Origin of the sequence: Peribacillus asahii, from assembly GCF_003570725.1 — a bacterium.
Taxonomy (GTDB): Bacteria; Bacillota; Bacilli; order Bacillales; family DSM-1321; genus Peribacillus; species Peribacillus asahii.
Genome location: NZ_QWVS01000023.1, coordinates 24,355 through 50,660 on the forward strand (window position 1 = coordinate 24,355; position 26,306 = coordinate 50,660).

A 26,306-nucleotide genomic window follows, 5' to 3' on the forward strand; every position below is an offset into this window, starting at 1 on the left:
ATGGTCTTTGATGTTCCTGCGGAAAGTGGAGGAGCTTTATCTATCTTACACGAATTTTATAATAAATTTAAAGAGGATGAAGAGAATGAATATATTTTTGTCGTAAGCAAGCCTAAACTTGATGATACACAAAATATTAAGGTTCTAAGCTTTCCATGGATAAAAAAGAGTTGGCTGCATAGGCTCTATTTTGACAATTTTGTAGCATCTAAGTTAATTTCCAAATATGAAGTAGATAGGGTGCTTTCATTACAAAATATGATCATTCCACATACTAATGCTTATCAAACAGTTTATGTTCATAATTCATTGCCTTTTGTTGAGCATAGATTTTCTATAGGTGAAAGTAGATTACTCTGGATACACCAAAATATCTTAAGTAAAGGTATTTTTCAGTCAATTAAAGAGGCTAATAAAGTAATTGTTCAGACTGAGTGGATGAAGAAGAAATGCATAGATATGCTTAATGTGGATTCAAATAAAATTGAGGTAATAAGCCCCCAAATAGATATCGATGTCAAAAAGCGATTTGTTGAAACAAGACAAAGTCTTTCAACGTTTTTCTATCCAGCTAGTGGTGCTTTATTTAAAAATCACAAAGTAATCATTGATGCCTGTATAAAACTTAAGGAACAACGAATAGGTGATTATAAGGTAGTATTTACACTAAGTGGCGATGAGAATGAGCATATATCTGCTTTGTATAAGAAAGTAAAAGAGAAAGAAATTCCAGTACATTTTATTGGAGGGATATCAAGAGAAGAAGTATTTGAATACTATTCGAATTCGATACTCGTATTTCCTTCTTTTATTGAAACGGTCGGTCTTCCTTTAATTGAAGCAAAAATGCATGGAACACCAATTCTAGCATCTGATTGTGCCTTTTCGCATGAGATACTAGATGGGTATGATAATGTTCAGTTTTTTAATGCTTTCAATAGTGTAGAATTAACAAGGAAGTTTAGTGAAGCAATTAAAGGGTGATTTAATGAAAAACATTGTCTTTATAGTTGATGGTTATTATCCAAATTTTTCAGCAGTAGGTGTATGTATCTACAATTTAGTTCAAGAATTGTCTGAGAAGTTTAATATTACAATAATAACGAAAAAAAGTGAAAATAGTCAAAAGAATATTTATTATGAAAATAGTCGTATAAGGTATATCAATACAACTGATAACTATTCAAGAAATAAAATATCTGAAAGGCTTAAAACATCTCAAGGGGTAAGAAGACGGTTTCTTCAAATGGAAAAGATATCTTTAAGAGCTTATGGGTATATGGGTGCGCTTATAAAAAAGAGCAATGTTAAGCAGAAAGATATTGAAGCCTATTTACATGAGTTAGAAAAATTAAATGGTGAAATTGATACGATTATTCCCACCTGCCTTCCTTTTGAAAGTGTTTTAGCAGCACTTGAATATAAAAAGAAATATAATAATAAAGTGAAGGTTGTTCCTTTTTTGTTTGATAAATTCAGTCAAAATAAAACATTACACAGAACAGAAAATAATCGAAAGAAAAAATTTAAAAATCACCTTTTGTTAGAGAAAAGAATGTTAGAAGAGTGTAATAAGGTGCTTTTTGTAGATTCATGGAATAAGCATCTTGAAACATATTTCCCTCAGTTTGATACTAAATTTTTCCAGGTGGAACATCCTCTTCTAAAAAGAATAACAACAATGGAGAGTAAGATATTTGATCCTAATAGGATTAATATAGTATATACAGGTTCTCTATATAAAAAGTTAAGGTCCCCATTAACTGCTTTAAAATTGTTTACTAGGATAATTGAAAAGGATAAACGAATACTTTTACATTTTTATATCAATGGAGATTGTAGTTCTATAGTAAATAGCTATTGTGAGTTGTATCCAGAAAATATAATAAATCACGGAAGTGTACCAACGGGTTTTGCTAAGGCTGCAATTATCAATGCGGATATACTTCTTTCGATAGGAAATTCAGATATATCACAATTGCCAAGTAAAATATTTGAGTATGTCTCTACTGGGAATCCTATTGTTCACTTTTATTCAAATCTAGAAGATCCAGTGATTTCGATACTTAAGCAATATAATAATTCTTGTTGCGTAAGTAATGCCGAAAACTTAATAGAAAAAAATGAATTGAATATTCTAGAATTAATAAAAAGTTCAAATAATCGAATTGAATTTGAAGAAGTTGAAAATATTTATTATAAAGCAACACCAAAATATATTGCTAACAAAATTATTGAGTTATTCTGAAATTTCCAGATTTAAAGAGGGTATACAAAATGAAAATACTTCAAGTAAATATACTCTATAACCAAGGGAGTACAGGTAAAATCACTGCAGATATTCATAAAGTTTTAGAAGAGGACGGTATTCAATCATTAGTCTGTTATGGTGCAGGCCAAAAAGTTAATGATTCAAATATATACATGGTAGCGAGTCATTATGAACTTTCTTTTTATAGAATTTGGGCTCATTTCATGGGATTACAATATGGTTCTGGTTATATGTCAACTCTTAGATTAATTAAATATATAAAAAAAGAAAAACCTGATGTTGTACATTTGCATTGTATTAATGGCTTTTTTGTTAATATATATAAACTATTGGAATTTTTAAAGAAAGAAGATATAAACACTGTTTTAACTTTACATGCAGAATTTATGTATACTGGAAATTGTGGTCATGCTTTTGAGTGTGAAAAGTGGAAAACAGGATGTGGTGCTTGTCCTCAATTATGGGATGCTACGTACTCTTACTATTTTGATAGAACGGCAACCGCATGGAGAAAAATGTATAAGGCTTTTAAAGACTTTAATAACCTTGTTATAACTTGTGTTTCTCCATGGTTACATGAGAGGGCACAGTTAGCTCCAATTCTTATGGGGAAAAAAATGGTGACGATTGAAAATGGAATAGACACTAAAAATATATTTCATCCGGTTCCTTTTAATGATTTGAAAAAAGAATTAGGGATTGAGGAACAGAAAATTATTTTACATGTTACAGCAAATTTTACTACTAGAGAAGATGATTTAAAAGGTGGAAGGTATATATACCAACTAGCTGAGAATCTTAAAGATGAGAATGTGAAAATCGTTGTAATAGGTAGTAATGATACTACAGTAAAGGTACCACCTAATATGCTTAATATTGGAAGAGTTAACGATCAAAATATTTTAGCCAAATATTATTCTATGGCAGATTTAACAATTATAACAAGTAAGCGAGAGACATTTAGCATGCCTTCGGCTGAATCATTGGCATGTGGAACACCTGTAATAGGATTTAAGGCGGGAGGTCCCGAAACAATTTGCTTAAAAGAGTATAGTGAATTTGTCGAATATGGTGATATTGAGGCATTGACTAATTGTACTTTAAAGTGGATTAATTTCAAGAATAGACAGGGGGAAGAAATTTCAAACAGGGCCTATGTACATTATTCAAAAGAAAAAATGGTTGAAGGATATTTAGATGTATACAAAAAAATGATTAAATAACTAGGAACTTAAATGTTGGAGCGATTAATAATGCACATAAAAAATTTTAACACTACAAATGAGCTTAAAGGAAAAGGATACAGAAACATAATAAGTTTAATTGTTGTTTTATTCCTTTTGGCGATACAAAGTTTATCAATTGATAAGCTTTCTTTTTTATCCGTTCCCTTTTTATTGTTAATGATATTTATATTAGTGTTAAATATAATGCTGCTCGGCATAAGAATTCACTTACTTGAAGGTCACTTATGGTTAATTCTTTGTTTTTTTATGATGCTGTTTTCAGTATTAGTGAGTGATAATTTTTCAAATTCAATACAATATTTTTCTTATTATGTTTTATTTGGGATAATTCTAATAATATTATCAAACACAATAGGGTGGCATAGTATTTGTTTGAAAACACAACTTGTGTTTTCAATGACTCATGCCATTATTACTATAATATCTGTATTTTTACCTATAGTATACTATGCATTGGTACTTCCTATGTACTCTACAATAAATCAAAACTTAATTGTTTATTGGATGCAGAACAATAGTTACCCAGGAATTGCTGGTCAATTAGGAACAAATTCATTTTTAATAACTTTAGGAATAGCAATTGTATTTGCTAATATTTTCAGTAAGAAATCACAAAAGGGGAAAATCCAAATTATATTTTTGCTAATATTGATAGCTGCATTATTTCTTACTGGGAAAAGGGGAATGTTGATTGGTAATATTATTGCAGCTTTAGTTACTTGGTATGTTGGTCCTTTAAGCCTTAAGAAAACACGAATATTTAATATTCTTTTAGCATCAGCTATAGTGGTAATTACCATATATATTTTAAGCGGTTTTATTCCAGCTTTAGAACAAACTTTGGGGAGGTTTGTTAATAATGGCGATGACACAGATTTTTCATCAGGGAGATTTGAATTATATGAAGGTGCATTGCAGCTTTTTAAAGAGTATTATTTATTTGGATCAGGTATTGGTACGTATACATCATTAAGTAATGGGGAGATTGATACAAGTTTAGGTGCGCATAACGATTTACTACAAATGATGGTTGAGACTGGGTTTATTGGTTCGGTTATATACTTTATACCTATTATTTGGGTTTTGAACAGAACGTTTAAATTGATTCGAATGGCATATAGAAATCAGTATGGCCATGAATTTTATAAATACAGACCTTATCTATTAGCATCTTTATATATACAGATAATAATTTTGTTTTATTCTATGATTGGAAATCCGTTTCATTATTATAATATGTTATTCATATATATGATTTTTGCGGCTATACCAATGGGGGTAGAATTAGCATTTAAAAGAAAGGAACAAAATAGATGAAAATTGGTATTTTAACTTTTCACTATGCGACTAATTACGGAGCAGTTTTACAAGCATATGCAACTCAAACATGGTTAATAAAACAAGGGATAGATGCTCATATTATAAATTATGTTCCATTCCTGCAAGAAGCAGCGTATCTACCAAGAGAACAAGAAAGAAAGTGTCTAGTTGATTTTCGAAAAAATCCTATCAAAAGTATTGCAAGGTGGTCACGTTACAAATTATTAATTGAAAAAGATTACACGAAGAAGAGAAATAAATTTAATGAATTTATTGAGAAAGAGCTAAGGCTTACAATAAAGATTAATAATATAAATGAATTAAATGTTAATTTTTCTGCTTACATTTGTGGAAGTGACCAAATTTGGAATCCTGAAATCACCAATGGGTTTGATTCAACATATTTTGGTGGGGTTTTAGACAATCATATTAAGAATATTTCTTATGCAGCAAGTGTTGGTGATGTTGAGGTTATAAACAGAAAAGCAAAGAAAAAGGCATTTTTTGAACTACTTAGGAACTTTGATTCAATTGCAGTACGTGAAAAGTCTTTAGCTGATTATATATCAAATGAGTCCGATATGTGTCCAACAGTTACCTTAGACCCGACCTTATTATTGGAATGCTCAGACTATGATAAAATAACGATAGAGCCTCAAAATCAAAAGAATAATTATCTGTTAATATATCAATTAGCAAGGAATCCAAAAGCTATTGAAGTTGCAAATAAAGTAGCTAAAGAACGTAAATTGAAGATTATTGAAGTTTGCGGAATACCTTACAATAGGCCTCATTCAAAAGACATAATTTGTAATGCTGGACCATCTGAGTTATTGGGTCTTATTAAGAACGCCTCATATATTGTTACTAATTCATTCCATGGAACAGCATTATCGATTATCTACCGGAAAGATTTCAATTCTATATTAAGTAGAAGTAGGAATTCTAGAATTGTTGACTTATTAAATTCGCTAGAACTGCAGCATAGAATAATTACAGATCAAGATGATATTTTTAATAGTGAACAAATTGACTATTCTAAGCCGCTTAGTATATTAGAGGAAAAAAGAGCACAGTCAATGGATTATTTAATAAACGCATTGGAAATTAAATGAAGTAATGAGTAGGACTAAGAAATTTTTATACAACTCAATATTCAATGCAGTTCTTCAAATATTAGTATTGATTTCAGGCTTAATTATACCCGGGGTAATGCTCAAATCATATGGTTCTGAGATTAATGGTTTAGTATCCTCAATAACTCAATTTGTTGTTTACTTTAATTTGGTAGAAGCCGGGTTATCAAGTGCTGCTGTATATGCCTTATATAAACCCCTTGCAGATGATGACCATAAAACTATAAATAGAGTTATAACAGCAGCAAAGAAGTTTTATACACAGGCAGGATATATATTTGTATCACTGACAATTGGCTTAGCAGTGATATATCCAATGTTCATAAAAACTGATGCTATAACACCGTTTAATGTTGGATTATTGGTTTTGATTCTTGGTGTTAATGGGGCTTTAGAGTTTTTTACACTTTCAAAATATAGGGTGTTACTTACCGCAGATCAAAAGACCTATATTATATCTTTGGCTTCAATAGTATATATTATTGTCAATACTCTGATTATTGTTGTTCTAGCAAATCTACATGTTGACATAGTAATTCTACGTGCTGTGGCGTTACTATCAATATTCTTACGGTCATTTATATTAATGATTTACGTAAAGATTAAATATAAGTATATAAACTACTTTGTAGAACCGAAATTTGATGCTTTAAAAAAAAGATGGGATGCATTGTATCTACAAATTTTAGGGGCAATACATACTGGAGCTCCGATTATTATTTTAACAATAGTTTCAAAAAATTTATTATTAGTAAGTGTTTATTCGATTTTTAATATAGTTATAGCTGGTTTGAATGCAATATTAAATGTTTTTGCAAATGGATTATCAGCATCGTTTGGCGACATTATTGCAAGGGGAGAGAATAAGACTCTCCAAAAGGCTTATAGAGAATTTGAGTTTGCCTATTATAGTTTGTTAACAGTTGTTTATTCTATCGCATTAGTAACAATAATGCCCTTTATCCGAATATATACTAATGGTATTACGGATACAAATTATGACTTACCATTGATTGGTTTTTTGTTTGTTATCAATAGTTTATTAAATAACATTAAGGTTCCACAGGGGATGCTTGTTATTTCTGCAGGTTTGTTTAAAGAAACTAAGATACAAACTACCATTCAAGGTGCTATTGTTGTAATTGGTGGTATTGCATTAGTTCCTTTCTTTGGTATATCAGGAGTATTAATAGCTTCAATTCTTTCAAATATTTATAGAGATATAGATTTACTATTCTTCATTCCAAAAAATGTGACGAAACTTCCTGTTAAAAATACGGTATATAGAATTGTTAGGACGTTTATATGTATAGCAGTTACTTGGATTCCGTTTTTCTTTATAGAACTAAATCCAGTAAGCTATGTATCATGGTTTGCAGATGTGTTTCTAGTGGGGATACTTTCCTCTTTGGTGATGGTGATCAGCGGCTTTATCTTTGATAGAAACGACATGAAAAATACAGTCACGAGAATTGTGGGGTTGGTGAAGTAATAACGAATAGGGTTGTTTTGATTATTCAATGTATATATGTAGTGTGACTTTATATGGATTTTTAATTTTTAAGGAAAGGAATGATTATTAAATGAGTAAGGAAAATAGGATAAAGAGTATACAAACGGACACCTTATCTAAATTTAAAACACACCATCATTTTGAGAATTATGGGGAAATTAAATCAATAGATGATTACATTTTTTTTGTTGAATGGGCAAAAAAGTTCAATAAAGAAATATATATATTAGGAAATGGATCAAATACGTTATTTACAAAGAAAAAAGTTAAGTCGCTAGTATTAAAAAATAGTATTCCGAAAAACATTAAATGTATTTCAAAAGCAGAAAGTTTATTTGAGGTATCCTCGAATGTTATGATGCATGAGATTCTAAATTATTGTTATAAAAACTCTTTAGACTCTTTTTATTTTTTAGCTTCAGTTCCAGCAACACTTGGGGGAGCACTAGCTATGAATGCAGGAGAAGGTAAACATATTAATAGAACAATTTATGACTACGTTGAAAAAGTTATCTATATAGATATTGATAATTCAGTACAGGAAATTGAGAGAAAAGATATGGATGTAGAATTCAGGAAAACAATGTTTACTGGTTGTCAAGATAGGTTTATTATTAGTGCAGTTTTTAAATTTCCTCAGAAAGATTTTAGCGAATTAAATCCAATTATTGAACGTATTCGATGGGCGAAAAAATATCAAGATAATGTTGCCCCAAATTGTGGTTCAGTATTTAATGAGAATAATGGTCGTATAATGGGGTGGTTAAAAGGATTTAGAGTAGGTAAAGCACAATATTCTTTGAAAACGAGTAATTGGATAAAAAATAAATCCAGTAGTCCATTACCAATTTTAGCTCTGATAAGCATTGCTAAGATATTACACTTTGTTTTTGGTAAAAAATTAAAAATTGAGGTAATCCGTGTTAAATAAAGATACATTAACAGTGTATTATAACCTAATTTTATCGAGTATTTGAGTTTTGGGCGGTAGCTATGATTATTCTTTGACAATTTTTTATTAAGTGTAAATTTTTTTGATTATTTTTGTTTTTTACCCCTCTCCTCCGCCTTATATCCAGCTTGTATACGTTGAATCAACTCCCACTTTTTTGCCTCACCAACGGTGAGACAAAAAAGTGGGAGTTTTCTATAAGATGAGTATGTTCCTCAGTACATGATTTCATGGATTAGAGGTAGACTTTTCTGGGGAATATCCTTTTTAAAAATTGTTTAACCTTTTTATTTAGGTTATGAACTAGGTGCCAACAATCTATGACTTGGATTGTATTTAGACATCCTTCTCTGATTCTCTTTGTAAATTCAGTTGAACCATTTTGTGTTGCAGCTTTGATTGAAGGATAATTCGGTAACCAGTTTGATGCTTTCTGTACAGTGCGGTTTGTATATTTAGCAAATAATATAAACTTTACAGTAAATAGAAATGGTCCATAACTCGTATAATTGGTCTTCCGGTTTCTTCGATTGTTTTTCGATAAGTAAAGTAATCCGTCTCGTGTCACTGATTATAAGTTGGATGATTCTGAATCCATCTTGTGACATCTTTTTGTTTTCGTAAAGGAAGTAAGTCAAGCAGTTTTCCAATTTCTAAGTCACAAAGAAGTTTACCATAATGAATATCTTTTTGAAATACAAAATCATCGATAGCCATAAAAGGGAGAATCCTCATATGCAGGTTTTATTTCTGTATGTGATTAACTTTAATAGTGTATCGTGACTAAGTTGACGTATGCAGACGTTGATACAATTTTTCAGTTTGATTACAACTCATAGAAAAGGCAAGAGTATGTAGATCTCTTCTAAACGATTGGTTTTTCTATGATAAGAAATTAGCCTAGACATGATAACCGTTCTGTAAATACTTTAGTAATCCATTTTGCTAGATTACCAAATCATTAATGTAATGGAATAACAAGTATTAATTCTTGTTTACCTATAGGTAAATCGCGAACGGTGCGAGTGTATAAGATAATGAGGACGAGAAGAAAAATGACTGTAATGAGGACAAACTGTCGATTTTGTTTCGAGTTTAAAAATCAATACAAGGCTTTTAATCTTTCGAAAAAATGTAATAAATATAAGTATTAACTAAGTTAGTGAAGGACTTCAAATATTGTAGATTCCCTCTTTCTATTCTTTCCAATTATTACATTATAAAAAGGGTCAAATCTGCTCTTCACCAACTTTACGTAAGAGCCAATTTCATATTGACAAAAATAATTGGCTTACAACAGATAAAGATATACTATTGCTAGTGATACTTGTATTTATGAACTATATAGATAAAGACATAGAGATAATTATCGCAGCATGCTATCTTCCTTTTAGTAAGGGCATAAAAGAAGAGTATATTAGTCTCTTAAAATACTCAAATGAATGATGTATGGGAGCGAGAACAAAAAATTATTGATATAACGAGTGTTATTAGCCATACAGAGAAAGTATTTTTTTAAAATATTTAAATTTCCTAACAATTATATATACATAGAATTGCCAAAAGTTTGCAAGAACCAAATGTAATTGGCACTTACAAGGAGGAATATGCTTTGAAACGAAGAAACTTATTACGCATTTTTTTTCTTTCTATTTTTACTTTTACTTTGGGTTGGATAATAAAAAAGGAAAGTGAAAGTACGATACTGCAACGAGGTGATTCTGGGGAAGTTACAGGGAAGAGTAGGGGACTATTAGATACTGATGAAATTAAGCTTTTAACCGAACAGTTCGCGGATATAGTGAATGTTGATGTACAGTTCCCCAGACTTGCAGTTGAAACAAGTGATTCCCCAAGATTACAAAGGGCAATTGATTCAATTAAAACAACAACAACAGGAGCCAAAATTGAATCTATAACAGGGGTAATTGGAGCTAAAAAACAAATTTTGCTACCGCCTGGAAGGTTAATAATAGATCAAACTGTGAAATTACCTTCTTATATTCCGTTTGTGGGAACTGGTAGACATACCACTATTTTAGAATCCAGTATTACAGATGGAAGTCCATTATTGTTAATTGACGGAAATGCTGATGCTAGTACTCATGCATTTTATAACACAATAAAAGGTTTTTCTATAGACGGAAAAGGATTAAATTGTCAGGGGGTGAAATTTAATTTTGCTCACAGATGGACATTAGATGATGTTTTTGTAGGTAACACAAAGAAAGAAGCACTGTATTTTTGGGAATCCTATATTGGTGATGTTCGGTCTTGTTATGTGTCGGGTTGTGGAGATGTAGGAACACCATCAGTAAAAATGGATGGTATCGATTTTGACCGAGGAAATCATGCTGTAAACTTTTTTGGCGGTGAAATTGTTGGTTCGAGGGATTATGGACTATATATTCGTTATGGTGCTTCAATTTCTATCTTTGGTACAACTATTGAGGGGAACACAAAAGCTGGCGTTGTTTTAGATAATACAATATCAACAACAATTTTGGGCTCTTATTTTGAATCTAATTTAAACCATATAGAAGTAATTAATGCTACCAAGCCAACTATAAAGGACAATTATTTAGCTAATTTAAAAACGGGTTCCACAGGAAATATAGGTATAGGAAAAATGGCTGGTGGAGAAATATCAAGTAATACATTTGCTGGAGCGTTATCAGCTAGTCAATATGATTTATTTGCAATCGGTGCTGATGCAGACTTGGTGTTTAGAGCATCAGAAGTTAAGGGGAATCTATGTAATACAATGCCTATTGTTGTACAATCTAATTTATTAAATCTAGCAAAAACAAAGGGAACCTTAATTCAAACTGATGATTCCACTAACAGGGTTATATATTCACAACCTCGATACAAAGATGGTGTAGGTATAGGTAATTATAGTTCACTTGTTGGTGGAAGTGGAGACCCAGAAACTGCAATAACATCATCAAAATCTAGTTTATATACAAGGTTTGATGGTTCATCGGATACTTTGTTATATACAAAAGATGCAAGTGGAAACACAGGTTGGATACCTGTTCAAACTATTAAATACGGAACAACAGGAGAGAGACCTACGGGATTAACTACAAGTTTTATGTATTTTGATTATACATTGCATAAACCCATTTGGTGGGATCCTTCATTGTCAGTTTGGAAAGATGCAATGGGGAAAACTGTTTAACATATGATGGTGAGATAGGTATGTTTAAATGTATTTATCTAATGTGTGTTAAAAAGTAACACAATTGTTAATGGTTATACTCGTCATCTCTGTAGAATTATCTACCTGTTGTATTTACAGCTGAATAGTCAGATCGAATTTTATCAACATTTGTAGAGTTGTATATAACTAAATTGTTTAGATTTTATGCCCTGTAGTTCAACAACTACAGGGCTTTGAGCTTTGTTTTATAATAAGCTATACTAAGTAAGTATATTCTGAATGAGATAAAGGACTACATCCAAAATGAAGATATTAAATAATGAAATGAAAGTAGAAAAGAGGAAAAGAAAAAGATGGGTCATATTATTAGGCTTGTTTCTCTGTGTTCCTATTACAATTTTAACGGTACTCTATTTTCCAAAGCTACTATTAATTGATTTCTTATTTTATGAAGAAGAGCCAGTGAAAGCGGATGTGATTATTTTGCTTAGTGGAGATAGTCAGCGAATGGAAAAGGTAGCAGAATTGTATCATGCTGGCTTTGCAGACAAGGTGTTATTAACAAATGCACGGGTACCTGGGAGCACAGTTGAATATGCTGAATCATTTGGTATTCCACGTGATAATCTTTTAACAGAAAATGAAGCAACTAGTACGTATGAAAATGCGCTTTATGTAAAAGATATTGTATTAGATCATGGGTTTGGGTCGGCACTAGTAGTAACAAGCAATTATCATATGAGAAGAACAAGATTGGCTTACGAGCGAGTATTTCATGATACAAATGTTTCATTTACCTATGTCCCTTATCATCATGACTCGATAACAAGAGACAGTTGGGAAGAAAATGAAGGGCTATTCAAGCGAGAATATAAGAAATTAATGGGTGGCTATTTCTTGTACTATGATGGAATTATTACACCTATAAGGAAAAAGTTCGAAGAGGTCATAGAATAGACGTAGAATTCTGGTGCCTATCTCCCTATAATTTACTAATAAAAATTTGGAACTAAAAAGAAACATAAGATTTAATTAAAGGAGAGGTTTCAAGGTTCTATTTATTTGAAGTTATATTAAGTAATGTAGTTTGGAGTTACGCAATTCTAATCAGTATTGAATGGAAGATTTAGAGTTAATCATGTAGACCATGATTTTTTTTGTTTTTACAGTGTATCGAGGTAAAAACAAAAAAAATAATGGCTATGGGGTCTATGCCTCATAGCCATTATTTTATTTAATTAATTTCCGATTCTGCTTCCAGACCTTCACGAAGAGATGTCCATCCTCTGTTTTGAAAAACTTGATACCTATCATTTTTAAAGGTGTCCAAATTTCTTTCATATGGTAGTATGGCATTTGGGTTCCCCCTCCCTTTTGTGAAAATTATCCTCCTTATTTCTACCTAGTCTTAATATATGTCCCTTTATTATACATTATTGTTATTAAATGGTAATAATTATTCGTGTTCAAAAATCTGACAAATTTAGATTGAAACGCAGCTTTAATTACAGAACATACCTATTTATAGATTTTGGGTTTTATAGTAAAATTTATATGGGAGGCGTGAACTAGTTGAACATGTTTGAACAATTACCTAAATCGGTGAAGAAAACATTGAGATATATTAAACAAGATGTACATTCTATTGAAAAATTAGAAGCAATACAAAAAATTCTTAATATTTATATAAATAGACGTAAAGAACAATTACAAAAACAAAAAAATCTTTAAATCATTCTATTCTTTTACATATAGAGTACAATCATAATCAAGTAAAAACTGGGAGAGAACATGTATGAAAACAAGAAATAAAGTCCTTGTCGTTATTGGCAGTGTATTTGTCATTATTATGGCATTTATTATCGTTAATCAAAAGAGCCAGAAGGACGAGGGGGAATCTGTTACTGTTAGTGAGAAAAGTCACGCCTCAGATTCTAACGATGAGACAAAAGACCAAAAAAAGGGAGAAGAAGTGGGGAATGATGGGGACTCTAATCCCGATTCTGCATCTGTAGGTAATGACGAAGAACAATCTGGAACAAGTGCTAACCATGATGGAAATAAAACGTCGGGTAATGAAGCTTCTGAATCTGAGGACATTCCTAAAACAGAAGATGATGATGTAAAGAGAGAAGCAGGATCTTCAGTAACTGGAGAAGTAGCGGGTAAAACGTCAGAAACGTCAAAACAGGATACACAGGACATACAAGACACTGAGGCAGCACCTTCAACGGAGGAGGAATCTGAAGGAGAATCTGGTGGTTTACATTTTTCTTCAAGAGAAGAAGCAATGGCATTTGGATTTAGTCGTTTTACAGCGGAAGAAATTGCGCTTTATAATAAAGCTGCTGAGCGGGGATTAACGCCTGAACAAGAAGCAATGGCTCTTCAAATCGCTTATTCCCGTTTTACAGCAGAAGAAATTGCAGCGATAGAGGAAGCTTTAGGAAGGTAGTCGTGATACATAAGAAGGTAAAGAGGAGTTTAATATGAAATCAACTAATATATCAAATGAAGCTTTTTATCAACTCCTAAGAGAAGCTTTTGAAAAGGGTGAACAAGACCCTAATGTTACCGCCGATGAATTGGTAGAAGAACTGTCTGTTAAATTAATGCAAATGGTAGAGTATAGAAAGCGATGAAACGAAAGTTGTTCATCGTATTTCTTGCTTTATGGGGATTGCTTATTTTCTTTTTTTCCTCACAATCGTACAGTGAGCAGAATCTCACGCCTTATCTCACGGTTCTTTTAGGTGATAGTAATTTTGGTAAGGTTTTTTCTCATATTCAATTCACGTATGCAGGCCGTGAAATAAGTGTGTCGAATTTAGGCATGGTTCATTTCGTCGAATTTTTTATCCGGAAAGCGGCACACTTATTTGTTTTCTTTGTGTTGGGTGCTTTGTCATGGCTTGTTAGTACTAGGGTATGGAAAAGCAACAGGACGGCTACGATTGTGGCGGCCTTCTTTGTTTTTCTCTATGCTTCTTTAGACGAAATTCATCAGCATTATACGAATGGACGAAGCCCTTTAGTAGAGGATGTTCTATTAGATACATGCGGAGGGATTCTTGGAATTATGACGTATATCATTGTTTTTCGAATGAAGAAAAAGTAAAAATAACCTTATTTCGATTTGCGAAATGAGGTTATTTTTAGGTTTAAAAATCTTTAATCTGACTGAGAATTCGTGTATATCGTTCTTTTTTCTTTTCTTTATAAGTACGCTGAAACTGCTCAGCTTCTTTGGCATTGTGTCCGTTTTTTTCAAGGTCATATTGTAGCTGTTGATAGAGGGCGTTGAAGCTTTGGTCAGCCTTTTTCTCTAATTCTTGTGCCGTTTCTTGATATTTTGTGATAATTTCAGTTTTTGATTCTTTTTTACTCACATAGTCTGCTTTCGCAGCTACCATTAGCTGATCGATTTTGCTTGTTTCTTGTGCTTCTAATTCTTCAAAAAGAGCACTATATTCTTTTTTTATTTGCTTAACGGACTTCTTTTCCGAACTTATTTGATTGGAAGTGTTGGATTCTTTTTCAGTTAATGCTTGCTTAGCTGCTTGTACGGTTTCATTTACATTGTGCTTCCAATACAAATTACCACCGATTAGAGTCCCAATAGTGACTAGACCAACGATTGGTACGATTATGCGCTTCATATTTTTTCACTCCATACGTATAGCATCTTAATGCCATCGTACCATAAAATTATGTAAAAGGGCAGACTGGTAGAAAAAAACCTTAATATGAAAAAGTAGGGTATTTATATATAGTAAAGTTGGCATAGTTCATTTACTATGTTTATATACGTAGACAAAATGTAGTAGAGAGGGGAATTACATAATTATGAGTAAAAAGAAAGCAATGAAAGTAGTAACGGCTGCAGTTATCGCAGGATCAGCTATGACAGCAGTAGCACCAGCACAATCGGAGGCGGCAACGAATTCAGTAGATAAAGCCATTACGAAAGCTACGAACCAAATGACGAAAGCGTTTAATGTCTATTATCAAGCGGCTAAATACAAGGACAAATTACCTAGTACGACAACAATCCGTAAAGAAGCAAAACTAGCTCGACAATACTATGAGGCGGCTAAGAAGGAAATTTCTAAAAAAGGCGGCAGTAAAAAAGCAGCCTATACGAAAAAGCTAGAAGCGAAAAAGCCATACTTAACTCGTGCGGAAAACTATGTAGCTGCAGTGAACGTAAACATCGCAGCGAAGAAAACAGCGTTCAATACAGCTGTTGAAGGTGGAACGCAAAGAAAAGTGCTCCTAGCTCAACAAGCTCTTAATCAGAAAAATGCTGAGTTCAAAAAAGCGGTAGCGAAGGTGTTCGGTCCAGATGCTCGCAAACTTCTAATTGCTAAATATTATACACCGGCTGAGAAATTATCAGCGACTGTAGATGCGGAAATGGCTGTTTACCAGGTGTATAGAGAGATTGAGCAAAAGGATCTGATTGAAACAGATTTAGCAAAAGCAGCGCAATTAATTGAGAGTGTAAAAAAAGAAGTTGCTGCGATTGAAAAGAAAGATACGAAACTAGCGAAAAATATTATGAAGGCTGTTGATAAAATCCATAGATATAAGCCAGCACCAGTACCAACACCAACGCCAGGGCCGGCACCAGCACCCACACTGGAACTAGCATTAAATAGTATCCAGGCATCTGTGAGCAATGGTGGTACATTACGTCATGATACGGCTAATACATATATATTAGAAGGTCCTTCAACAGCTGTCGTGAATTCTCTTATTGTTGGGGCTAATCTGGATGGTTTCACTGCAACAGTCGTTTCTGTAGCTGGTTATCCAGTGAATAAATCATTTACAGATAACGATGGAGACACTAGTATTACAGTAAATCTTAACGATGTCCTTCCGATTGAATTTAGCTTAGGTACGATGGAAACCTTTTTCAAAGAGGGAGCTGCTGTCGTAATCAATTTAAGTAAACCAGGAGCAAAAACGGTTACGGAAACTATTACTTTAGATATAGAGGTTGTAGATGCTAAATAAATAGTTTGAGTGCAAGCCCTGTAGAGATTACTCTATGGGGCTTTTTTGTGGTGGTGAATGTCATATTTAAGAGGATTGTTAATATTAAACAGGGCAATTTTCCTATTATAACGCGGTGAATTTTTTCACAAATCGACAAATTTAATAGGTTATTTTTACATATATTATGGTAGAATTGACATAGTAAAATTTAATATGTTTATGTGCGTGTAGAGTAAATAGACATAATAAGCAAGATATTTTGGAAAGGGGATTACATACTAAATGAGTAAAAACAAAGCAATTAAAGTAGTAACGGCTGCAGTTATCGCAGGATCGGCTATTACAGCAGTAGCACCAGCACAATCGGAGGCTGCAACGAATTCAGTAGATAAAGCAATCACGAAAGCGCATAACCAAATCAATAAAGCGTTTAATGCCTATTATAAAGAGGCTAGATTTGACAACAAACTACCTAGTACGTCACAAATCCGTAAAGAAGCAAAACTAGCTCGAGACTACTATGAGGCAGCTAAGAAACAAATTTCTAAAAACGGCGGCAGCAAGTCTAAAAAAGCAGCCTACCTGAAAAAATTAGACACGAAGAAACAATCTTTAACTCGTGTAGAAAACTATGTGAAAGCAATTAACGTAAATGTTGCAGCTAAGAAAGTAGCGTTCGAGTCAGCTGTAAAAGGCGGCACACAAAGCAAAGTATTAGCGGCTCAAACAGCTCTTGACCAGAAGAATGCTGAATTCAAAAAAGCAGTAGCGAAAGTGTTCGGTCCAGATGCTCGTAGACTTTTAACTTCTAAATATTACACACCAGCTGACAAATTATCAGCGACTGTAGATAATGAAATGGCTGTTTACAGAGCGTATAGAGACATCGAACGCAAAGATCTAATCGAAAAAGATTTAGCAGCGGCAGAAAAATTAATTGCTAGCACAGAGAAATATGTTGCTAAGATTGAAAAGAAAAATACAAAACTAGCACAAAATATTATGAAAGCTGTTAAGAAAAACAAAGCAGCTTATGAAAAAGCAAAAGCTGGTACAGTAACTAGCCAAAAACAATTAGACGCGATTCTTGCTAAAGCAAAAGATGGCGATAAAGTAGAGATCAAAGTCAACGCAACTGAAAGCTTAAAAATTGCAACGACAAAAGCTCTTACAATCACGCTAACTGGTGATTTCAAGAAGAAAGATCTAACAATTGATGCACCAAACACACACGTTACAAACAAAGCAGCTAATTCAGGCAAAGTAACAATTAATGATGTATCAAACACAAGTTATGAACAAGTAGGTTCATACAGCTCATTAGTGTTTAATGACACGAATGGTGGACGCATCATCAACAGCACATCAGCTCCATTAAACATCACAATCGCTGCTGGTGCAAAAGTTACACTAGTAGGTAACTTCGGTAAAGTCACAGTACTTGGAAACGCTGAAGTAACTCTAGCAGCTAACACAATCGTTCAAGAAGTAGCTACTGACACAGCAATCACAGTAATTACTGAAGAAGGTGCGAAAGTAGAAAAAACAACAGGTAGCGGTACAGTAACAGTTACGCCACCTACGCCTGTGACACCTCCTGTTGGTGGAGGGGGCGGCGGCTCTACTCCGGATTATGTACAAGTGAATTTATCACAGGCAACTACAACAGTAGATTTATCAGGAGCAGCTGATAGTCGTACATTTGATGGAATTCAAGTAACTGGTGCAACTCTTGGGTCTGATTTTGTCGTTAAATCTGTTAAAACAAATAGAAACCAAGAGCCAGTTAAAATTAACAAAAGTATACCTATTATAGCAACAACTATGACTATTACTCCGGCACAAATCCTAGGCGATATTGCCAATGGGGCAACTCTTGGCACGCTTAGAAGCGTTTTAGGCGGTGGGGATATAGTAATCGATGGTGTTGTTGAGAGTAACTCATCAGGAGTCGCTGATCGTCCTGTGACAATTACTATCAAGTTAGGTAGTAGTGTGGGATCTCCAATAATTAAAAATGATTATTTTAAAATTGAGAAGAAAGGGATAGTGAATGGACAAAAAACGGCTGAAGTAACTATTTACACAGATAAAGATGTTACTTTAGGGGCGTTATTTGACAAAAACGATATTGACTTTTCTGCTATCCTAGCACGTAATGCTTTTAATGATCCGGTTATTACAGGTGGAGCTGCAACAACAGTTGAAGCAGTTGAGGCTGAATTACTTAAAATTATAGACGGTAATAAACTAGAGTTAGCTAAACTATCTAGCTTGGTAGATAAAACAATAACTCTAAATGGATATACAGTTACATTCAAAGCTGAGTAATAAATCACGAGCCCTATAGAGATTAATCTCTATAGGGTTTTTTGTGTTAGTTTTTAACTATGGCTTCACTCGCAATGTTATTCTAATATATATTCCATCCGATTAAAATCCTAATAGTTACTAGACTAACAATTGGTATGACTCCACATTTTATAGGTATATTTTGCTATAGGGTAGAAAAGCGAAAAGCACTACTACACTATATATAAATAGGAGTCTTTACACATAGTAATGTTAGTATAGTTAATTTAAGATATTTATATACATAGAATTATAAGCAAATAGACATAATGAATAGGATATTTTAGGGAGGAGAATTACATACTAATGAGTAAAAACAAAGCAATTAAAGTAGTAACGGCTTCGGTCATCGCCGGGTCGGCTATTACAGCAGTAGCACCAGCACAATCGGAGGCTGCAACTAGTTCGGTAGATAAAGCAATTACGAAAGCTAATAATCAAATCACGAAAGCGTTTAATGCCTATTATAAAGAAGCTAAATACGAGGGCAAATTACCTAGTACGACAACAATCCGTAAAGAAGCAAAACTAGCTCGAGACTACTATGAGGCAGCTAAGGAAGCAGTCGCTAAAAACGGCGGAAGCACAGCTAACAAAGCGGCCTATACGAAAAAGTTAGATGCGAACAAGGTATACCTAAATCGTGTAGAAAACTATGTGAAGGCAATTAACGTAAACGTCGCAACTAAGAAAAAAGAGTTCGAGGCAGCTGTAAAAGGTGGAACACAAAGCAAAGTATTAGCAGCTCAAGAGGCTCTTGATCAGAAGAATGCTGAATTCAAAAAAGCAGTAGCGAAAGTGTTCGGTCCGGATACTCGTAGACTTTTACTTGCTAAATACGCTGCACCAGCTGACAAATTATCAGCGACTGTAGACGCTGAAATGGCTGTTTACAAAGCGTATAGAGACATCGAACGAAAAGATCTAATTGAAACAGATTTAGCAGCAGCAGAAAAATTAATGGATAAAGTAAAGAAACAAGTTGCAGCGATTGAAAAGAAAAATACAAAACTAGCGAAAAATCTTATGAAAGCTGTTAAGAAAAACAAAGCAGCTTATGAAGCAGCAAAAGCTAGCTCAAAACAATTAGATGCGATTGTTAATAAGGCCAATAACCAAATGAAGAAAGCGTTTAATGCGTATTATGAAGAAGCTAAATACAAAGGCAAATTACCTAGTACGACAACAATCCGTAAAGAAGCAAAGCTAGCTCGAGACTACTATGAGGCAGCTAAGGCAGCAATCGCTAAAAATGGTGGTAGTGCATCTTATACGAAAAAGTTAGAAGCGAACAAGGTATACTTAAATCGTGTAGAAAACTATGTGGCTGCAATTAATGTAAACGTGGCAGCTAAGAAAAAAGCATTCGAGGCAGCTGTAAAAAGTGGAACACAAAGCAAAGTATTAGCAGCGCAAGAAGCTCTTGATCAGAAAAATGCTGAATTCAAAGCAGCAGTAGCAAAAGTGTTCGGTCCAGATGCTCGTCGACTTTTACTTGCTAAATACGCAGCACCAGCTGATAAATTATCAGCTACTGTAGACGCTGAAATGGCAGTTTATATAGCGTATAGACAAATTGAAAGAGAAGATTTAATTGAAAAAGATTTAGCAAAAGCAAAACAATTAATGGATGACGTAGAGAAATATGTTGCTGTGATTGAAAAGAAAAATACAAAACTAGCACAAAATATTATGAAAGCTGTTGAGAAAAACAAAAAAGCTTATGACGAAAGAGTAGTATCTAGCCAAGAAGAATTAGATGCGATTCTTGCTAAAGCGAACGATGGAGATAAAGTAGAAATCTACATCGAAGCAACTGGAAATTTAAAAATTGCAACAGAAAAAGCTCTTACAATCACGCTAACTGGTGATTTTGATGGGAAAGATTTAACGATTGATGCACCAAACGCACATGTTACAAACAAAGCGGCTAATTCAGGTAAAATAACAATTAATGATGTAGCGAACACAAGTTATGAACAAGTAGGCACATACGGTTCATTAGTTGTTAATGACACGAATGGTGGACGCATCATCAATAGCACATCCGCTCCATTGAATATCACAATCGGTGCAGGCGCAAAAGTTACACTAGTAGGTACCTTTGGTAAAGTAACAGTACTTGGAAATGCTGAAATAACTTTATCAGCTGGTTCGTTTATCCAAGAAGTAGCGACAGACGCAGAAGTAACAGTAATCCTTGGAGAAGGCGCGAAAATAGAAACAACAACAGGTAATGGTATAGTAAAGACTCCTGGCGGCGGCGGACCTACGCCTACCCCAACTTTAGCATTAAATAAAATTGATGCAGTTGTGAGTGGTGGAGGTGCATTAAGTAAGGATACGGCTAATAAATATACATTAGAAGGTTCTTCAACTGCTCAGTTGTCTTCTCTTACTGTTGAAGCTAATCTGGATGGTTTCACTGCCAAGATAGTATCTATAGATGGTTACACAGTGAACAAATCATTTACAGATAGTGTTGGGGATGGGGATACTAGTATTACGGTAAGACCTAATGAATTTATGCCAGTTCCATTACAAAATGGACTTAGTTTAGGTGTACTGAAAAGTGTTTTTGGAGAGCAAGCTACTATCGTACTTGACTTGACTAAAGAAGGTGCTACATCGGTTACGCAAACAGTCACTTTAGATATAAAGGTTGTAGAAGCAAATAGCTGGTTTGAGTTAAACAGAACGGCTGATAATAATATTGAAGTTGAATTTAAAAAACCTGGTTCACGCATAACTGACATGTATGATTATACTCAGGCAAATGAACAACAATTTTTAACATTACTATTATCATTTGTTTCTCCTGGAGATTCTGTAATTAAGTTACGCGATAATACGGGAACTTATAAAGGCCTAACAGAATACACTAGTACAGAAGTAAAGAACCTGTTAGGAATAACTTCTTCTGATACGACGTTTGGAGATCTTGTTGGTACAACGATTTATGCTACAGTAGATGGAACTCCACGTACAATTACATTTGTTCAGTAAAGTTAACTTTTAAGTAGTAAGGGGACCCTGTAGAGATTAATCTCTATGGGGTTTTTTGGGTGTATGTGTTTGTGTCACAGGCACTTTTCAGTTTGTGGATATGATGTGGATAATTTTGTGGATAAATGGAACCCCCACACTAGATCTGAGACATTTAGTTATATATCACTGTAAGTCTATTTACCCAAGTAAGCATTTTGTGTATTCTTATCTATAGCCATAGGGTAGATATGAATAAAGATAGAAGGAGATTTGTGAATGGGGAAAGATTTACATAAGAGTAGCGGAACGATATTGATTGGGGGCATTGTGTCTCTACTAATCTTTTTTGTGATGATGTTAGGTGTTCAGAAGGAATTTATCTTATCTTTTGATCACTCTGTTCAGGATATATTTAGCGGGACTGGGGAAGGTGCACTTCATTTTTTTGAAGGTGTTTCTGCTATGGGTTCGACGGCTGCCATTGCTGGGGGCAGTTTATTGTTCCTTTTGTGGTTATGGTTTGTGAAAAAACATTATGTAGCGATGGCTATTTTTGCGGTTGGAGTAGGTGGCGGAAACCTGCTTAATAAGTTTGTAAAAAATAGTATCGAGAGAGAACGCCCTGTCGGCAGTGCAGAGGCCGAAGCGATGAGCTACAGTTTTCCAAGTGGCCATACGATGGTTGGGTTAGTTTTTTATGTGTTGCTTGCGTATTTTATTACGAAAGAAATTAAATCCGGAGCAGCAAAATGGTGGATTAGCGTGGTTGTTGTCGTGCTTATGTTAGTAATGGGCGTAAGCCGAATTGCTGTGAATGCCCACTTTATGTCGGATGTTATCGCTGGCTATGCCCTTGGAGCGGTGTGGAGTTTGATTTGTATATATGTGTTTAGAAAGATTGTGTCACAGTGACTTTTTGAGTTGTGGATAGTATGTGTATAACTTTGTGGATAAATTGATTATTTATCTTTCTTTTCTCCTTTTTGCTTATAGAGATTCTAGCAAGTATACTAAAGCAAAAAGGAGAAAAATATGGGTCATAGAATTAGGGAATGGTCTCCGGACCAATATTATCACGTTAGCAGTCGTGGAAATCGGAAAGAGCCGCTGTTTTTGAGCGGGGAAGATTATTCTGTGTTCTTGCATTTACTCTCGAAAATCCATGAGAAGTATCCGATTGAACTTACCTCGTATTGTTTGATGACGAATCATTACCACCTCCAAATCTGCTCCCCTGAAGTTTCCCTCTCTAAAGTGATGGCACTGTTAAATAAGCGCTATGCTCATTATTTCAATAAGAAGTATGATAAAACAGGTCATCTGTTTGAAAAGAGATTTTTTTCTAAACGAGTTGAAGGCCTGATAGGGATGGCTGAAGTAAGCCGCTATATTCACTATAACCCTGTGAAGGCATGTATGGTTTCAGAACCACAGCTCTATCAATGGAGTAGCTATCGCTCGTATTACTCTTCATATACCTCTTACCCCTTCCTCAATAAACAACCACTATTATCCCTCTTTAATCATTGCCCTCAAGCTTATCATGAATGGTGTATCATGAAGTCACAGTGACATTTCCAGTTGTTGATAATATGTGGATAATTTTGTGAATAAAACTGTCGCTAGCCCATTGATAGCGGCGGTTTTGTTCTGGAATGTGCTTGTTTGGCCCCTTTCTATGGGGATAAGTGGTAATATAGTGATATGTCACAGTGACATTTCCAATTGTGGATAACCTGTGTATAAACTTGTTAATAACTGTCTATAGAGGGGGGAATTATGATTGTAAGGTTGAAGAGAAGAGGAGCGTTATGGACGGCGGTTGTGCTCGTGTTGAGTTTGTGGGGAGGGGGAATGCCTCATTCAACAGACGCTGCGACAAAAAAGATATATACAGTTTCACCGACAACAAAGCCGGTGAATACGACGATGTTAAAGTATAAGTCATATACTAGCTATACGAAGCATTATTACTTATTACGCTCTTACTTAGAGAAGTTAGAGAAAGAAGGCGGCGGTACGCTCGTATTAAAAAAAGGAACGTATACAATTAGTAATGTATTGTATATTCCTTCAAATGTAACAATTAAAATGAAAGATGGCGTTAAAATTGTAAAAGGGACCGAGACTGGTACAAAGATATTTAGTGCGTCAAAATCTATTTTTCAATTAGTTAGACCATCGAAAGCTACTAAATCAGGTGCATATGGAAAATATAACGGTGAGAAGAATATCTCTTTCATTGGTGAAGGTACAGTTACAATTGATATGAAGTATGTAAAAGATGGAATTGCGATTATTATGGGACACAATCAAAATATAAAAGTGGAAAATATCCAGTTTAAGAATATGTATTCAGGCCATTTTATTGAGCTAGATGCCTCCGACAATGTCGTGATTCAAGACAATACATTTATAGGTTCCAAAGCATCAGATAACATAAATAAAGAAGCGATTAACCTCGATACACCTGATAAAACGACAGAAGGATGGCATCAAAATTGGAGTAAGTACGATAAGACTCCAAATCGCAATATAACGATTGAATACAATCTATTTGAGAAGTTAGACCGTGCGGTTGGTACACATAAATATTCTGGTGGGAAGTATCATGATCAAGTAGTTCTTCGAAATAACTATATTGCCGAAACACGTTCGGATGCGATTCGTGTGATGAATTGGTCAAACACGATTATTGAAGACAATATTATCGAAAACGTAGCGGATGGAGAGGCTGGTAAACGAGGCATTTTAGCTAGCGGTGCCATTAATCCAACCATTCAAAATAACGATTTTTATAATGTAGGAAGAATCATGCAATTCATCGCTTGGAAAAATAGCGGCCCAGGCTCACAATATGCGATTACATATAACGAACTAAGCGAAGAAAACAAACAAGCATTCCTAACAAACACAGCAACCGACATATCCGAAAGCATCATTCGAATCAATAACACTTATAATGAATTTGTGGCAGATACAGAGAAGATTGAACTTGAGTCACAGTGACTTTTCAAGTTGTGAATAAAATGTGGATAAGTCTGTGCATAACCGTTTCTATTATTTGGAGAGGAGATTTTGAAAGTATGATGAAGAGGTTGAAGAAAACGGGAGCACTATTAGTGGCTTTTGTGCTCATGTTGAGTTTATGGGTGGGGATAGCGCCTCATTCAACAGAGGCTGCGGCGAAGAAAGTGTATACGGTTTCACCGACAACAAAGCCGGTGAGTTCAACAATACTAAAGTATAGTACCTATAATAGCTATACGAAGCATTATTATTTACTACGCTCTTACTTAGAGAAGTTAGAAAAAGAAGGCGGCGGTACGCTCGTATTGAAAAAAGGAACGTACACGATTAGTAATGTATTATATGTTCCGTCGGATGTAACGATTAAAATGAAAAATGGCGTCAACATTGTGAAAGGGACGAAAACAGGCACAAACAAGTTTAGCCCGTCAAAATCGATTTTTCAATTAATTAGGCCATCGAAGTCTGAAAAGTCAGGCGTATACGGAAAGTATAATGGCGAGAAAAATATTTCTTTTATTGGTGAAGGCACAGTCACAATTGATATGAAGTATGAAAAAGACGCAATTGCGATTATTATGGGGCACAATCAGAATATTAAAGTGGAGAATATCCAGTTTAAGAACATGTATTCAGGCCATTTCATTGAGATGGATGCCTCGAGTAACGTTATGATTCGAAATAATAAATTTATAGGCTCAAAAGCATCAGATAAAAAGAACAAGGAAGCGATTAACCTTGATACGCCTGATAAAACGACAGCGGGTTGGAGTCAAAAGTGGAGCAAGTATGACAAAACTCCAAACCGCAATGTAACGATTGAGAACAATACATTTAAGAATGTTGATCGTGCCGTAGGTACGCATAAATATTCTGGTGGTAAGTATCATGATCGAGTCGTTCTTCGCAATAATACCATTGATGGAACACGTTCAGATGCGATTCGTGTGATGAACTGGTCCAATGCAATTATTGAAAATAATGTAATCAAAAACGTAGAGAACGGTAAAGCGGGTACACGAGGTATTTTAGTGAGTGGTGCGATTAATCCAACATTTCAAAACAACGAGTTCAACAATGTAGGAAGAATCATGCAATTCATCGCTTGGAAAAACAGCGGCCCAGGCTCACAATATGCGATTACATATAACAAACTAAGCAAAGCCAACAAACAAGCACTCCTAACAAACAAAGCGATTAATACATCGGAAACCATCATCCGAATCAGCAACACGTACAACGAATTTGTGAAAGATACAGAGAAAATCGAACTTGAGTCACAGTGACTTTTCAAGTTGTGGGCAAAATGTGCATAACTCTGTGGAT

At 34.2% G+C, this 26,306-nt stretch carries 23 protein-coding genes; 20 read left to right on the top strand and 3 right to left on the bottom strand.

Annotated elements, in window-relative coordinates; genetic code table 11:
• From D1953_RS12800 to D1953_RS12830, 7 genes are all read left to right on the top strand, one after another.
• Positions 1-984, top strand: coding sequence for a glycosyltransferase (locus D1953_RS12800; protein ID WP_245980122.1), 984 nt, complete (start codon positions 1-3; stop codon positions 982-984).
• Complete coding sequence (locus tag D1953_RS12805; RefSeq protein WP_119117589.1) at positions 965-2,248, top strand: glycosyltransferase family protein; 1,284 nt, start codon at positions 965-967, stop codon at positions 2,246-2,248. Before D1953_RS12800 ends, D1953_RS12805 begins: the two co-directional genes overlap by 20 nt.
• 29 nt (positions 2,249-2,277) lie before the next feature.
• On the top strand, positions 2,278-3,495 hold the full coding sequence (locus tag D1953_RS12810) for a glycosyltransferase (protein ID WP_119117590.1): 1,218 nt from the start codon (positions 2,278-2,280) through the stop codon (positions 3,493-3,495).
• Positions 3,496-3,525: 30 nt separating this feature from the next.
• Complete coding sequence (locus tag D1953_RS12815) at positions 3,526-4,836, top strand: O-antigen ligase family protein (protein WP_182480603.1); 1,311 nt, start codon at positions 3,526-3,528, stop codon at positions 4,834-4,836.
• Complete coding sequence (locus D1953_RS12820) at positions 4,833-5,954, top strand: polysaccharide pyruvyl transferase family protein (protein WP_119117592.1); 1,122 nt, start codon at positions 4,833-4,835, stop codon at positions 5,952-5,954. Before D1953_RS12815 ends, D1953_RS12820 begins: the two co-directional genes overlap by 4 nt.
• A gap of 4 nt (positions 5,955-5,958) precedes the next feature.
• Complete coding sequence (locus D1953_RS12825; RefSeq protein WP_119117593.1) at positions 5,959-7,467, top strand: lipopolysaccharide biosynthesis protein; 1,509 nt, start codon at positions 5,959-5,961, stop codon at positions 7,465-7,467.
• A 91-nt stretch (positions 7,468-7,558) separates the two neighbouring features.
• Positions 7,559-8,419, top strand: a complete 861-nt coding sequence (locus tag D1953_RS12830) for an FAD-binding protein (RefSeq protein ID WP_119117594.1) — start codon at positions 7,559-7,561, stop codon at positions 8,417-8,419.
• Positions 8,420-9,004: 585 nt separating this feature from the next.
• On the opposite strand, the gene D1953_RS21025 is transcribed toward D1953_RS12830, so the two are convergent.
• Positions 9,005-9,157 carry a transposase gene (locus D1953_RS21025; RefSeq protein ID WP_142920453.1) on the bottom strand — a complete coding sequence of 51 codons (153 nt, stop codon included), beginning with the start codon at positions 9,155-9,157 and terminating at the stop codon, positions 9,005-9,007.
• Positions 9,158-10,052: 895 nt separating this feature from the next.
• Between D1953_RS21025 and D1953_RS12835 the strand changes: the two genes are divergently transcribed.
• Positions 10,053-11,624 (top strand): right-handed parallel beta-helix repeat-containing protein, encoded by a 1,572-nt coding sequence (locus D1953_RS12835; RefSeq protein WP_119117595.1) that lies wholly within the window; start codon positions 10,053-10,055, stop codon positions 11,622-11,624.
• Between the two features lie 285 nt (positions 11,625-11,909).
• Entirely contained in the window at positions 11,910-12,563 is a 654-nt protein-coding gene (locus D1953_RS12840) for a YdcF family protein (protein ID WP_119117596.1), read from the top strand.
• Positions 12,564-12,836: 273 nt separating this feature from the next.
• On the opposite strand, the gene D1953_RS21970 is transcribed toward D1953_RS12840, so the two are convergent.
• The gene (locus D1953_RS21970; protein WP_281271546.1) at positions 12,837-12,962 is read right to left on the bottom strand and encodes a hypothetical protein; all 126 of its coding nucleotides are present in this window, start codon (positions 12,960-12,962) and stop codon (positions 12,837-12,839) included.
• Positions 12,963-13,184: 222 nt separating this feature from the next.
• On the opposite strand from D1953_RS21970, the gene D1953_RS12845 reads away from it, so the two are divergent.
• From D1953_RS12845 to D1953_RS12855, 4 genes are all read left to right on the top strand, one after another.
• On the top strand, positions 13,185-13,337 hold the full coding sequence (locus tag D1953_RS12845; RefSeq protein WP_342769254.1) for a LytR family transcriptional regulator: 153 nt from the start codon (positions 13,185-13,187) through the stop codon (positions 13,335-13,337).
• Positions 13,338-13,401: 64 nt separating this feature from the next.
• Positions 13,402-14,061, top strand: a complete 660-nt coding sequence (locus D1953_RS12850; protein WP_119117598.1) for a hypothetical protein — start codon at positions 13,402-13,404, stop codon at positions 14,059-14,061.
• Positions 14,062-14,095: 34 nt separating this feature from the next.
• The gene (locus D1953_RS21300) at positions 14,096-14,248 is read left to right on the top strand and encodes a YwzD family small protein (RefSeq protein ID WP_164853310.1); all 153 of its coding nucleotides are present in this window, start codon (positions 14,096-14,098) and stop codon (positions 14,246-14,248) included.
• The gene (locus tag D1953_RS12855) at positions 14,245-14,724 is read left to right on the top strand and encodes a VanZ family protein (protein ID WP_119117599.1); all 480 of its coding nucleotides are present in this window, start codon (positions 14,245-14,247) and stop codon (positions 14,722-14,724) included. Before D1953_RS21300 ends, D1953_RS12855 begins: the two co-directional genes overlap by 4 nt.
• Before the next feature lie 43 nt (positions 14,725-14,767).
• Here D1953_RS12855 and D1953_RS12860 read toward each other — a convergent pair whose 3' ends face one another.
• Positions 14,768-15,265, bottom strand: coding sequence for a hypothetical protein (locus D1953_RS12860; protein WP_119117600.1), 498 nt, complete (start codon positions 15,263-15,265; stop codon positions 14,768-14,770).
• A 187-nt stretch (positions 15,266-15,452) separates the two neighbouring features.
• Here D1953_RS12860 and D1953_RS12865 point away from each other — a divergent pair, with 187 nt between their 5' ends.
• From D1953_RS12865 to D1953_RS12895, 7 genes are all read left to right on the top strand, one after another.
• Positions 15,453-16,628 (top strand): hypothetical protein, encoded by a 1,176-nt coding sequence (locus D1953_RS12865; protein ID WP_119117601.1) that lies wholly within the window; start codon positions 15,453-15,455, stop codon positions 16,626-16,628.
• 264 nt (positions 16,629-16,892) lie between these two features.
• Positions 16,893-18,941, top strand: coding sequence for a hypothetical protein (locus D1953_RS12870; protein ID WP_119117602.1), 2,049 nt, complete (start codon positions 16,893-16,895; stop codon positions 18,939-18,941).
• A gap of 327 nt (positions 18,942-19,268) precedes the next feature.
• Positions 19,269-21,968, top strand: a complete 2,700-nt coding sequence (locus tag D1953_RS12875) for a hypothetical protein (protein WP_119117603.1) — start codon at positions 19,269-19,271, stop codon at positions 21,966-21,968.
• 258 nt (positions 21,969-22,226) lie between these two features.
• Positions 22,227-22,862, top strand: a complete 636-nt coding sequence (locus D1953_RS12880) for a phosphatase PAP2 family protein (RefSeq protein WP_119117604.1) — start codon at positions 22,227-22,229, stop codon at positions 22,860-22,862.
• A 120-nt stretch (positions 22,863-22,982) separates the two neighbouring features.
• The gene (locus tag D1953_RS12885; protein ID WP_119117605.1) at positions 22,983-23,522 is read left to right on the top strand and encodes a transposase; all 540 of its coding nucleotides are present in this window, start codon (positions 22,983-22,985) and stop codon (positions 23,520-23,522) included.
• Positions 23,523-23,729: 207 nt separating this feature from the next.
• A complete protein-coding gene (locus D1953_RS12890; RefSeq protein ID WP_245980111.1) occupies positions 23,730-24,959 on the top strand; it encodes a glycoside hydrolase family protein in 1,230 nt (409 codons plus the stop codon).
• Between the two features lie 77 nt (positions 24,960-25,036).
• On the top strand, positions 25,037-26,266 hold the full coding sequence (locus D1953_RS12895) for a right-handed parallel beta-helix repeat-containing protein (protein ID WP_245980114.1): 1,230 nt from the start codon (positions 25,037-25,039) through the stop codon (positions 26,264-26,266).
• Positions 26,267-26,306 lie beyond the last annotated feature (40 nt).